General features: G+C 56.3%; 9 protein-coding genes and 1 pseudogene. 2 read left to right on the forward strand and 8 right to left on the reverse strand.

The genetic code is table 11. From position 1 onward, the window contains the following. Nucleotides 1-24: 24 nt before the first annotated feature. The 6 genes from D7M11_RS06180 to D7M11_RS06205 form a co-directional block, all read right to left on the reverse strand. Nucleotides 25-1,611, reverse strand: coding sequence for a response regulator transcription factor (locus D7M11_RS06180; protein WP_120746286.1), 1,587 nt, complete (start codon nucleotides 1,609-1,611; stop codon nucleotides 25-27). Nucleotides 1,612-1,618: 7 nt separating this feature from the next. Next, the gene (locus D7M11_RS06185) at nucleotides 1,619-3,430 is read right to left on the reverse strand and encodes a cache domain-containing sensor histidine kinase (RefSeq protein WP_120746287.1); all 1,812 of its coding nucleotides are present in this window, start codon (nucleotides 3,428-3,430) and stop codon (nucleotides 1,619-1,621) included. Continuing rightward, on the reverse strand, nucleotides 3,427-4,749 hold the full coding sequence (locus tag D7M11_RS06190) for an extracellular solute-binding protein (protein ID WP_120746288.1): 1,323 nt from the start codon (nucleotides 4,747-4,749) through the stop codon (nucleotides 3,427-3,429). The genes D7M11_RS06185 and D7M11_RS06190 overlap by 4 nt, the downstream gene beginning before the upstream one ends. Nucleotides 4,750-4,897: 148 nt before the next feature. Next, entirely contained in the window at nucleotides 4,898-5,722 is an 825-nt protein-coding gene (locus tag D7M11_RS06195) for a carbohydrate ABC transporter permease (RefSeq protein WP_120746289.1), read from the reverse strand. 1 nt (nucleotide 5,723) lies between these two features. Further along, complete coding sequence (locus tag D7M11_RS06200; protein WP_338042477.1) at nucleotides 5,724-6,635, reverse strand: carbohydrate ABC transporter permease; 912 nt, start codon at nucleotides 6,633-6,635, stop codon at nucleotides 5,724-5,726. Nucleotides 6,636-6,741: 106 nt separating this feature from the next. Beyond that, a complete protein-coding gene (locus D7M11_RS06205; RefSeq protein ID WP_240040975.1) occupies nucleotides 6,742-8,100 on the reverse strand; it encodes an extracellular solute-binding protein in 1,359 nt (452 codons plus the stop codon). Between the two features lie 237 nt (nucleotides 8,101-8,337). Between D7M11_RS06205 and D7M11_RS06210 the strand changes: the two genes are divergently transcribed. Both D7M11_RS06210 and D7M11_RS06215 read left to right on the forward strand, forming a co-directional pair. Next, nucleotides 8,338-9,093: an SDR family NAD(P)-dependent oxidoreductase gene (locus D7M11_RS06210; protein WP_120746290.1), complete on the forward strand. Its 756-nt coding sequence runs from the start codon at nucleotides 8,338-8,340 to the stop codon at nucleotides 9,091-9,093. A gap of 154 nt (nucleotides 9,094-9,247) precedes the next feature. Then, on the forward strand, nucleotides 9,248-10,204 hold the full coding sequence (locus D7M11_RS06215; RefSeq protein WP_240040976.1) for a LysR family transcriptional regulator: 957 nt from the start codon (nucleotides 9,248-9,250) through the stop codon (nucleotides 10,202-10,204). A 140-nt stretch (nucleotides 10,205-10,344) separates the two neighbouring features. On the opposite strand, the gene D7M11_RS06220 is transcribed toward D7M11_RS06215, so the two are convergent. Both D7M11_RS06220 and D7M11_RS06225 read right to left on the reverse strand, forming a co-directional pair. Beyond that, on the reverse strand, nucleotides 10,345-11,103 hold the full coding sequence (locus D7M11_RS06220; RefSeq protein ID WP_120746291.1) for an SDR family NAD(P)-dependent oxidoreductase: 759 nt from the start codon (nucleotides 11,101-11,103) through the stop codon (nucleotides 10,345-10,347). A 69-nt stretch (nucleotides 11,104-11,172) separates the two neighbouring features. Further along, nucleotides 11,173-11,925: pseudogene (locus D7M11_RS06225) on the reverse strand (SDR family NAD(P)-dependent oxidoreductase). Nucleotides 11,926-12,136: the final 211 nt, after the last annotated feature.

Genomic DNA, 12,136 nt, shown 5'->3' on the forward strand with positions numbered 1-12,136 from the left:
CCCAACCGGCGGTTGAATTTCCGGTCACACCTGCTTCATCTGCTCGCGATATTCCGACGGCGTCACACCGACATGCCTCACAAACACTTTCGAAAAATATCTGCGCTCGGCATAACCGACCGTCTTACCGATCTGGGTCACGCTTTTGTCGCTCATGAGCAGCAGCGACTTCGCCTGCTCGACCCGGCGGCGGGTCAAATATTCGACGAACGTCTCCCCGTACTGCTGCTTGAACAGCAGGCTGAAATAGCTGCAGCTGATGCCGAGATGGCAGGCCATCTGATCGACCCCGATATCCTCGGACAAATGCCGGTCGATAAAGTCCTTCGCCGTCACCATCAGCACCTCGCTCGACTTTTTGGCCAGACGGGCGTCCAGGCATTCCGCGATCAGGCTGTCGATCGTATCCAGCAGCTCCTTGACGCTGACGCTTTTCTCCAGCTTTGCCCATACGGCTTCCTCCTGACTTCTCGCAAGCAGGCCGCCTTCGCGCATTTCCCGCATCAGATGCAGCACGAGAAAATGCAAAATTTGTTCGCCGCGCAGCACCGACTGCGTCATAATCGGCTTGATCGCCGCATGTAATTCGCGCGTCGCCTGCTCGAGGCGGCATCTGTCCACCTGCTTGAGTCCCGCCGCCAACTCGTCGAACAGATGCCACAGCGGCGAATTGTCCTCGTCCTCCGGTCCAGGCTTGTCGGCGACCGTAATATGCCGTTTCCCCGGCGACAGCTGGAGCGACCGCTGCACGTTTTTGTACGCCGCTCCGAGCTGTTCCAGCGTTACCGGCTCCGGGTAAATGCCGATGCTGATCGCGAGCTTCGCGTACCGTTCGGCCGCCTGCTGCAGCGCCTCGCACCAACCGCGCACCTCTGCGGAAGCGGCATCCGGGCTGTCCGGACGGCGCTGGACGAACAGGCACCATTCGCCTTCGCGGGTTTGCACGACCGCATAGGTCAGCTCGTAGGGCAAAAGAGCATCTTGCAGCACGTTGCGAAGGGCGAAATTATGAAGCTTCCGCTCATTCTCGTCCCACGGGCGGGCGATCTGCGAGTAACCGTCCAGATCGGCCAAAAGCAGCGTATAGGTCGACTCGTGCAGCAGTTTGTGCTCTTCCTCCGGCAAAGCGGCGACGGATGTATAGTCCATCAGCACGTCGTACAGCACCTTCTCGCAAGCGAGACTGGACAAGCTTTCCCGCTTCCTCCGCTCCTTCAGCTTCTCGGTGCGGCGCTCGCGAATTAACGCGGCGAGTCTGCCGACAACCGCCTCCAGCTCCTCGTAATCGATCGGTTTGAGGATATAGTCCTTCGCGCCATACTTAACTGCCGACCGGGCGTAATCGAACTCCTGGAAGCCGGTCAGCATGATGACCTCGCCTTCATACTTCCGCTCCTGCAATTGCCGAAGCAGCTCGATCCCGTCCATAACCGGCATGCGGATATCGGACAAAATCAGATCGGGCTCGTGCTCGCCGATCAGCTCCAGCGCCTTCACCCCGTTTTTCGCCATCCCGACGACTTCGATGCCGAGCGAAGCCCAAGGAATGACCGTTTGCAAATTGCGCATGATGTTGATCTCGTCATCGACGAGAAGTGCTTTCAAGTTCATTTCCGCATCACCCGGCCTTATATTTCGGTATGACTACTTCGATGATCGTGCCTTCGCCGACCGCCGAGCATATCCATATGCCGTAACGAGAGCCGTATTGGATGCGAATCCGGTCGGCCACATTCGGGATGCCGAGACCGATCCGCTCGAGCGCGGCATCATCTTCCGGCTGCCGGTCCGGCTCAAGCTCGTATGCTTCGCCGCCGGAGCGCGAATCCTTGTAGTGCAGCCGGGCGAGCACGTTGCCCGGGATGCCCTCCCCGTTATCCTCTACGAATATGGCGATGGAGTCCGACCGCTCCTCAGCTCGGACGCGTAAACGGCCTCTCCGCTCCTGACCGCCGAAGCCGTGTTGAATGCTGTTCTCCACGAGCGGCTGCAGCGTTAGCTTCAAAATCGAGTAATCCATAACCGACTCGGGGATGTCCAGCTCGTAATCGAACAGCTCCTCGAACCGGTATTTCTGGATTTGCAAATAGTTTCGCAGGTGATCGATCTCGAGCCGGAGCGGAATTTCCTCCCGCTGATTAAAGCTGATCCGCAGCATCGTGCCGAGCCGGTGAACGAGCTGGCTCACTTTGCGGCCTTCGTTCTGGACGGCGAGCGCATTGATCGATTCGAGTGTGTTGAAGATGAAGTGCGGCTTGATTTGCGCTTGCAGCAGCATCAGCTCCGCTTTGTTTTTCCGCTCCTGCTCCCGCTTCACTTCCTCAAGCAGCGAGCTGATCCGCTCGAGGAGCGAATTGAACCCCCGCGCAAGAGCCGAAGTCTCGTCGCGGCTGTTCGTCCGCACCCGGATGGCGAGGTCGCCGATCTCGGCTCTTTTCATCGAATGGACGACTCGCAGAATAAACCGGATGATCCGGTTCACGAACAAGAGGTTGAACAGCAGCGCGCAGACGAGGCAAAGCGCCGTAATGGCCGCCACCCATTTCAGCACAAGCACGGTCGTTCCGGACAGCACCTCCCACGGAGTTACCGATACGAGCGTCCAGTCCATCGAGCCAAGATCGCCAAGCTCCAAATGATGCACCGACACGATGCTCTCCACTCCGCCGAACATCATCTTGGCGCTGCTCCATTCGGCCCCGAGATCAGGCCGTTTGTCGCTTTGCGCGAATACGGACTCCCCATCCAGCTGCTTCTTGTTGTCGACCATGACGACGCCGTCCCGGCCTACGATCATGAACCGGATTTCTTTGCGCGGACCGGTGCCGAAAAAGTTGAATATTTTATCCAGCTCCTGAAACTGCAGCTGCTCGATAAGAATCCCCCGGTTGTCGAGCGTGTACTTGTCGTTGACGATGCGGATTTGCGTAAACAGCGGCCCGCCTCCCGTCAGCTCCGGGTATTCGTGCGGGCCGATCCACTTGGACAAGCCGTTCAGCCTGCGGATTTCGGGGAAAACGGGATGTGCGGTAAGCCGCTCGTACGGGATGACCTGATGGCCGATTTTACCGTCCGAATAGCCGGCTCCGCGAAAGTTGTACAGCGTGACCGAGTAGACCGGCGGATAGGCGAGAAACGTCCGCTGCAATTGCCGCGTGAACTCCGCCACCTCGTACAGGTCCAGCTCGCTTTTGTCCGTCAGCGAGTTCTGAATGTCCTGCTGCAGCATGTTCATATCCGAGAAATAGTTGGCTTCCTTTAGCATGTACGTAAGGTTGCGGCCAACCGCCTTAAGCGTGAATTCCGACTGCTCGTTGAAGTTTTGCTCGATAATACGCTGGGACACCTTATAGGTGATAAGGCCGAGCACGAATAACGGCATGACGATAAATGCGACAAAGGCGGTGAACACTTTAGCGCGAAGATTCATCGCGGCCCCCTGCTCGCCGTTTCTTTATTGGCCGCTTCCTGCACCCTCTGCACAGCCGCCAGCAGCTTTTCCGGCGTCGTTTTGCCGCCCAGCAGCTCCTGCATGCCGGTCTCGAGCGTCTCCCGTACCTTCGCCTGCACGATCGAATCGAACGCCGGGAACTGCTTCGTGTTCGCGGCCTGCAGCACCTCGCCGACGATCGGGGGGACCCCGGACAAGTTCGTCAGCTTCATCGCCGGAAGGACGCCGACCTCTACGAGCTGGCGCTTCTGCATCGTTTCGCTGAACATCGCCCGGATGAACGCCACGACCGCCTCGCGCTCCCGCTCGTTCAGATTCGAGGAGAAGCCGTAGCCGTTCGAGTAGCTGCCGTTAATGAGCGAATCGCCCTTGCCGCCAACGCCGGGGAAATTGAAAAAACCGATATCGCCGCCCGAAATGTTCGATCGCTGCTTGTCGATCAGCGACGAATTCGCCCAGCTGCCGTCGAACATCATCGCCGCTTCACCGGCCTTGAACTTGTTTTGCTGTTCGGCGTATTTAAGCCCCAAATTGCCTTCAGGGAAAAAGCCTCGCCGCACAAGCTCGTCGAAGCGCCGGAAGCCGTCCGCGACGTCAGGGTCGGTCCATTTTCTCGTGCCGTCCACGAAGCCTGGAACAGATTCCGCCCCTGCGGTGCGTACCCACAGCGTATTCGCCATCATGTTAATGACCCAGGCATCGGCGGAAGCAAGTGCAATCGGCGTAATGCCGCTTTTCTTCGCCTTCTCGGACACGTCGATGAACTCCTCCCAAGTCAGAGGCACCTGCACGCCGAGTTTGGCGAAAATCCGCTTGTTATAATAAACGCCCTCGACGAAGCCGGCCATCGGCAAGCCGTACACTTTGCCGTCCACCGTAAATTCGTCGAGGTTGAAAAATAACTCCCGCAATCCCAGTTCGTCCAAAATCGGGGTCAAGTCGAGCAGCCGCTTCGCCTTCACATATTTTTGCGTATCGGTCCCGCCGAACAGGTCGAAAATTTTCGGCGGCGTGCCGGTGGCCATCTCGGCCGGAAGCTTCTCGAACCGGTTCACCTTGTCCTCGACGCCTTCCAGCTCGACCTTGAGGCCGGGGACGGCGGCTTCCATCATCTTGACGACGTCTTCGAGCATCGTCAGTCTCGGCTTGGCGTCGTCGCGCACCAGCACATGGCGGAGCGTAACGGTAAACGGCTTCGCCTCGTCATCCCCGGTCTGCGCCTGTTTGCCGGCGCAGCCGGACAGCAGCAGAGCCGGAAGGAGCGCCGCGCCTATTGCCGCCGTCCATTTTACCCTCATCGCTTGCGCCCCCTGTCCGATCCTTAACGGTTCCAGTACTGATCATCCGCTATATGTTCAAGGATATCACGGATGCGGCCGATTTTCCTTGTCCTTTTCGCCTATCCTCGAACCAGCTCACGCTCTCCTCATCCCCGGCTCAGCTTCCTCACCCTTTCACGCTGCCTGCCGTAACGCCCTCGATAATTTTTTTCTGCAGCAGCGCATAAACGACGATGACCGGCACGCAGCTGATCATGACCGAAGCGCAGAGCGCCCCGTAGTTCATATTGAATTTATCCATGAACGCGACGACCGCCACGGGCAGCGTACGCAAGTTTTGGCTGGATAAGAACAGATTGGCCATGATGTATTCGTTCCAATGGTTCAAGAAGTTAAGAATGAATACGGTCACGAGCGTGGGCGTCGATAAAGGAAGCACGATCCGGCCCAGCAGGCCATAGACGGTCAGTCCGTCCATAATGCCCGCCTCCTCCAGCTCCCTTGGCATCGACTTCAGGAAAGCGGCAATGATAAACACCGACAGCGGAATGCCGAACGCCGTGTATGGAATGATAAGCGCGAGCGGCGTGTTGTACAAGCCCAAGTTTTTAATCATGATATAAAGCGGTATGAGCAGAGAAACGGGGGGTATGAGCAGCGACAGCAGCAGCACCCCGTACACGAGCTTGCTAAGCTGCGGAAACTTCATCCGGGTGACCGCATAGGCGATAGCGGTGGACAGCAGGATACCGACGAGCGTTGAAGTAGCGCTAATGTACAGGCTGTTAAAAAAGTACTTGCCGATATGCGAGCTCGTCAGCGCATTCACGTAATTATCGAGCGCGAACGCCTCAGGCAAACTCCAGGGCTTCAGTACAATTTCCGAGTTGCCTTTGAACGAGGAATTAAACACGAACAGAAGCGGGTACAGCACTATTGCCAGATACGGGACGAGCACCAGATGCGGGAGCAGGTTCGCGCGGCGGTTCATATCAGTATTCGACCTCCTCCAGCCTTCTCGTAAACAGATGGAAAATAAGCGTCAGTAAGCAGGTAAAGCCGAATATGACGATCGATATCGCGTTCGCGTAGCCGAACTGCGACATCGAGTAGGCCTGTTTGTACATGTACGTGCCCATGACCTCGGAGCTGCCGAACGGTCCCCCGGCCGTCATAATGTAGACGATATCCATCGCCTTCATCGCCCCGGTAATCGACAGCAGCGTAATCACGAGGATGACCGGGCGAATGAGCGGCACCGTAATGTAGCGCACCTTGCGCCAGCCGACGGCTCCGTCGATCTGTCCGGCCTCCTGCATTTCCTTCGGAATGGCGAAGATGGCGGCCAGCACGAGTACAACATAAAAGCCGGTCCACTGCCAGGCGTTGGTGATCAGAATCGCCAAGTAAGCGAAATGCTCCTCCCCCAGCCAGCCGCGCGTCCACGACTCGAGCCCGACAGCCCGCAAAATCTGGTTGACGAGCCCGGCGTCCGGGTGATAGATAAATTTCCATACGATGCCGACAATCGCCGTCGACAAAATGCTCGGCAGAAATACCGTCGTTTTGTAAAAGTCCAAAAACCGGCGCACACCGCTAATGATAATAGCGATCAGCACGATGATCGGGATTTGCATAAAAACGGAAAACAAAACGAAGTAAATGTTGTTTCTCAAAGCGACCAGAAACTTCTCGTCGCCGAACGCTTTCGCAAAATTGCTGAAACCGTTAAATGTCGCTTCGTTAATGCCGTTCCAACTGGTCACCGAATACCGCAAGGAGCTGAACATCGGCGCCACGTAAAACGTGATGTACAGCAGCAGGGCGGGTACGACGAACAGGGCGTAGGCATACGGGTTGCGCATCACCTTGTTTATGGCGGCCTCCTCCTTCCTTTCCGTCAAAGCGCGCTGATAGACCGGCCCGGAACCCCGCAGGCGCCGCCACCGACGTGGGGCGCCCGCGCGTGCAATCGCCTGGGGAACTCGCGGTTGTGCGGCTTCGCTTCCCTTACTTCGCTTTATTCGCTTCCTCCTGCGCCTTTTGCACCGTTTCGGCCGCCTTCTGCGGCGTCACCTTGCCGCCCATCAGCTCTTCCATCGACGTTTCCAGCGTTTTCTTGACCGATGCCGGCACGAGCGAGTCGAATGCCGGGAACGCGCCCTTCTTCGCAGCCACCTGCGCTTTGACGACATCGGCCACGAGCCCTTTCGTATCGCCGATATCGGCGAGCTTCATCGACGGGATGCGTCCGGAGTTTTTCAGCTCCCGAAGCTGGTTCGCTTCCGTGTAGAAGTTTTTGATAAACGCCTTAACCGCCTTCAGCTCATTGTCGTTCAGTTTGCTTGAGAAGCCGTAGCCGTTGGAGAAGCCGCCGTTAATCGTATCGTCGCCGGGGCCGCCCATGCTCGGGAAGTTGAAGAAGCTGACGCTGTCCTTGATCGTCGACTTCTCGCCGGTAATGCCGGCAATCGCCCAGCTGCCATCAAACAGCATCGCCGCCTGACCGGTGTAAAACTTCGCCTGCCCGTCCGCATATTTCATCGCGATTACGTTTTTGTCGATATACCCTTTCGTTTTCAGCTCTTCGAACCGTTTGAACGACTCGACGACCGGAGCGTCCGTCCACTTGGAGCTGCCTTTGGAGAAGTTCTCCTGAAGCTGCGTGCCGCCGAGACGTACAAACATCGTATTGACCGGCATGTTTAGCACCCAGCCGTCACCGCTGCCGCCGCCCATTGCAATCGGCGTAATCCCCTTCGCCTTCAGCGCCTCGCATACTTTCAAGAAGTCGTCCCATGTTTTCGGCACCTGAACGCCGGCGTCGGCGAACATTTTCGTATTGTAGAAGAAGCCTTCGACATACCCCGCATCGGGCAGCCCGTAAATTTTGCCGTCGACCGTAAATTCACTCAAGTTCATGAATTTGTCTTTCAGCCCGAGCTCGGCGAGAATCGGGGTCAGATCGAGCAGCCGTCCGGCTTTCGAATAATTTTTCGTGTCGTCGCCGCCGAACAGGTTGAAGATCGGAGGCGGGTTGCCGGCGGACATTTCCGCTTTCAGCTTCTGGTCGCGGTTCACCGTATCCTCAACGCCGTCGAGCTCGAACTTTAATCCCGGTACCTGGGCTTCCGTCGCCTTGACGACGTCCTGAAGCAGCGCCAGTGCATTTTTCGCCGTTTCGCGGATATTGATATGCCGGATCGTAATCTTGAACTCTTTGGCCGTCTCCGCCGGTTTCGTTCCGCCGCCGGACGCATTGTTCGGCGTGTTCGTCTTCGTATCCCCGCCGCCGCTGGCGCATCCGATGGCCGTCCCGGCCAGAGCTATCGTCGCTACTACGGAAAGCATCGCTTTTGTCTTATTCATAAGTGACCTCCTCATCACGGTTTGAATTCGCTTACAAGTTTGATTATAGGAACAACCGCGATTTTGTAGGAGAAGGTCATTTCGCGAATCGGGGGATAAAATTATCTACAACTAATCCTTCACATACACTTAACTAACGTTAACTATATTCAAATTTACTTAACTATGCGGCAGGCCTATAATGAGGATGTAAACGATCGTTACAGCTTAGACCACAACCTTGGGAGGTTATCGTTTATGACAACAGCAAATAAGCGTGTAGCTATCATAACGGGCGGAGCAAGCGGAATCGGTCGGGAAACGAGCCTGCAATTTGCGCGCAAAGGCGACCGGGTCGTCGTGGCGGATTTTAACGAGGCGGGCGGACAAGAAACGGTTCGGCTCATTCATGAGCTCGGCGGCGAAGCGGTATTTATCCAGGTTGACGTATCGAATCAGCAAAGCGTCAATGCGCTCGTCCAACAGGCTGTAGATACGTATGGACGTCTCGACGTCATGTTTAACAATGCCGGTATCGGCGGAGCCGGTCCCGTACTGGAGCAAAACATGGATCTGTACCATAAAACGATCGCCGTCAATCAGCACGGAGTCGCGTACGGCATTATGGCGGCAGGCCGCAAAATGAAGGAACTCGGCATCCGGGGCGTCATCATCAATACGGCGTCCGTGTTCGGATTTCTCGCTTCGCCAGGCACCTTCGCCTATCACGCTACGAAAGGCGCGGTTATCATGATGTCCAAATCGGCCGCACTGGAGCTGGCCCCGTACGGCATTCGCGTCGTGGCCGTCGCGCCGGGAGCCGTAGATACTCCGATCATCCAAGGGTATAAAAACGCGGGAATGCTGGACAGCATGCGGGCCAAAGTAATGGGCGGAGAGCTGACCAAGCCGGAAACGGTCGCCAAAAGCGTCTATCTCGTCTCGCTTGACGAAGCCGAGGCCATCACCGGCAGCGTCGTCATGGTCGATCAAGGATACGCTTCGTTTAAATAAGAGCGCACGGTTCCAGACGAATCCTGCTGAACGGTACAAGCCTTTCCCTCTTCGGGGAAGGCTTTTTGCCGTAATCCGGTCCGGCTTGCTTCTCCGGCGCAGCAACAGGTATATTGATTTAATAACTTGTAACTTGTCCGGGCGGCTTGCCGGAATGGAGCGGATGAATATGTATTTGGAGCAGCTCGAATGTCTAGTCGAAGTCGCCAAAACCGGCTCCTTGACCGGCGCGGCGAACAATCTGCATATATCGCTGTCCGCGGTCAGCCAGTCGATATCCGCTCTGGAGGCCGAGCTCGGCGTCGTGTTGTTTACGCGCTCCCGGGTCGGTTCGGTGCCGACGGCCGAAGGGCAGCGCATTATCAAGAAAGCATTCGAGATCATCGGCAAAGTGCAGGAGCTTCGCAACGAGGCGGCCGGCAGCTCCCGGACCCAATCCGGCGAGCTTCGTCTCGTGACGATTCCGGGGCCGTTGTCGCTCGCGATCGATGTCATTATGAACTTTAAGCAAGACTATCCGGGTATCGCCATGACGATTGCGGAAAAAAGCACGACTGATATTATGGACGATATCCGCCACAACCGCGCCGATCTCGGTCTGACTGTGCTTGCGGAGCAGGAAGCAAAGGGCCTGGCGGGACTCAGCTTCGGTAAGCTGATGGAGGCCCGGATGGTCGTCGCCGTCAGCCGCCAGCACGCTCTAGCCTACGAATCGCCGTTTGACCCGTCGCAGCTTGGGGCGCTTCCGCTAATTTTGTATCAGGATGAAACGGTAAAATCGTATATGGATCAGGCCGAGTCCAAGTACGGCCCGTTTAACGTTCTGTTTTCCACGAACAATACGGAAACGATCCGCAAAGCGGTGTGCGAAGGGATGGCCGCGACCGTAGGGCTCGATTTCTCGTTTCTCGGGCTCCCTTCCTACATCCGGGGGGAGCTGGCGCTGCTGCCTCTTAGTGTGCCCGGGCAAAGAACCGTTTATTTGGGATGGCTTCATGCGGAGGAGAAGCATTTTTCAAACCCGTCGCGGCTGTTTATTGAGCGCTTGCAAGCGGAAATGGAGCAGCTGCGCGCCGTAGCTGCAATTAAAAACAACAATGGGCCAAAATAACGGAACCAGTTTTCCGTTACCCGGGGGTATTCGATGAGGACTACAAATAACGGAATTCCTTTTCCTCTATTACGCCGCTGCCGCCCCCCACAAACATCAAGCCGCCTTCTCGCGAAGGCGGCTCTCTTTTACTTGGCCTCTTACAGCGTCAACCCGCCGTCGATCGTCACGAGCGAACCGGTCATATAGCTCGAAGCGGGCGATGCCAGGAAAGCGACGACACCGGCAATCTCCGTCGGATCAGCCGGACGGCCCAGCCGCATCGGCGATATTTCCTCCGGCACATAGCCGCCTTCGGCGAACGATTTGGCTACACCCGCCACAAGCGGCGTGTTGACTCCGCCCGGACAGATGGCGTTAACGCGGACGCCTTTCTTCACATACTCCAGCGCCGCCGCCTTCGTCAAACCGACCACCGCGTGTTTCGTCGCCGAATACACGCCGGCGCTATGCTCGCTGCGAATACCGGCCGTGGATGCGGTGTTGACGATATGGCCGCTGCCCTGCTTGTTCATCACTTCGAGCACATATTTCATGCCGAGGAACACGCCTTTCACGTTAACCGCCATCAGCCGGTCGAATTCGGCCTCCTCGATGTCCTCCAGCAGCGAGAACTTTTGCACGACTCCGGCGTTATTGAAGAAAAAGTCGATCCGTCCGTACGTCTCCTCCGTTTGGTTGACATAACCGCGCACCTCTTCGGCTTTCGAAACGTCCGCCTGGATAAACATGCCTTCGCCGCCCTGCTCGCGGAGCTGGCGAAGCGTTTCTTCCCCGCCTTCCCGGCTGTAATCGACGAGGACGACGATCGCCCCGTCCTGTGACAATTTCAGGCTTGTCGCCCGGCCGATGCCGCTGCCGGCTCCCGTAACTACCGCGATTTGCTTCGTTTGTGTCATAGTATCCTCTCCCTTTATCGTTTTTACAATCCGTATATGGAAACCGAAACCGACTTCACCCCGGCGCGCTTACTTGGCGTAATATCCGCCGTCGATCGGCAGCTCGACTCCGGTTATAAACGACGAATCGTCGGAAGCCAGGAACAACACGCCGTTAGCGATATCCTCCGTTTTGCCGAGACGCGGCAGCGGCGTTTGCGATTCGAACCACATTTTCATTTGCTGATCGGCCATCAAATCAACCGTCATCGGAGTGGCGATATAACCCGGATGAATCGAGTTCACGCGAATATTGTGTTTGGCAAAATCGATCGCCGTCGCCTTCGTCAGCAGCCGAACGGCTCCTTTGCTCGCCGTATAGGCGCCTGCGCCGCTGCCGCCTGTCAGCCCTGCGATCGACGAAATATTAATGATCGAGCCGCCGCCATTTTCGATCATATGGGGAATGACGTGTTTTTGTCCGAGGAACGTCCCGGTCAAATTGATCGACATGACCTTGTCCCACTGCGCTACCGTCGTTTCAAGGTAAGGAACGGCGCTGGAAATACCGGCATTGTTGACGAGAATGTCGATTTTGCCGTACTGGGCAATAGTATCTCCCACTATGCGAATCCAATCGTCCTCGGACGCTACGTTATGGGCAAAGCCGATCGCTTCGCCGCCATTTTGCTTAATCTCCTCCACAACGGCTTAAAGCTTGTCCAGCTGAAGGTCGGTAATCGCAACCTTCGCCCCTTCCTTTGCGAACAACAGCGCGTCGGCCTTGCCCATGCCACCGGCTGCGCCGGTGATTAAAGCTACTTTATGGTCCAATCTTCCCATGACGAAAACCTCCCGAATTTGAAATGCATACAAGAAGACGAGAAAAACAAATTAATTTTAAACTATTAATTACACCTAATAGTTAATATCTTTTAATAATTTCATTGTAATCCTCCCCGCCGAAACAGTCAACATAGAAACAATGGCAATGGAGCCTGGCCAAGCATTCTTGGTATAATGCACATAGAAGACGATACACAAAAAAGAAGCG

This window comes from Paenibacillus ginsengarvi (genome assembly GCF_003626695.1).
GTDB classification, from domain to species: Bacteria; Bacillota; Bacilli; order Paenibacillales; family NBRC-103111; genus Paenibacillus_AB; species Paenibacillus_AB ginsengarvi.

Coding starts and splice junctions, on each gene's coding strand:
- D7M11_RS06180 (WP_120746286.1), bottom strand. CDS start 1,611: ATGAACTTGAAAGCACTTCTCGTCGATGACGAGATCAACATCATGCGC.
- D7M11_RS06185 (WP_120746287.1), bottom strand. CDS start 3,430: ATGAATCTTCGCGCTAAAGTGTTCACCGCCTTTGTCGCATTTATCGTC.
- D7M11_RS06190 (WP_120746288.1), bottom strand. CDS start 4,749: ATGAGGGTAAAATGGACGGCGGCAATAGGCGCGGCGCTCCTTCCGGCT.
- D7M11_RS06195 (WP_120746289.1), bottom strand. CDS start 5,722: ATGAACCGCCGCGCGAACCTGCTCCCGCATCTGGTGCTCGTCCCGTAT.
- D7M11_RS06205 (WP_240040975.1), bottom strand. CDS start 8,100: ATGAATAAGACAAAAGCGATGCTTTCCGTAGTAGCGACGATAGCTCTG.
- D7M11_RS06210 (WP_120746290.1), top strand. CDS start 8,338: ATGACAACAGCAAATAAGCGTGTAGCTATCATAACGGGCGGAGCAAGC.
- D7M11_RS06215 (WP_240040976.1), top strand. CDS start 9,248: ATGGAGCGGATGAATATGTATTTGGAGCAGCTCGAATGTCTAGTCGAA.
- D7M11_RS06220 (WP_120746291.1), bottom strand. CDS start 11,103: ATGACACAAACGAAGCAAATCGCGGTAGTTACGGGAGCCGGCAGCGGC.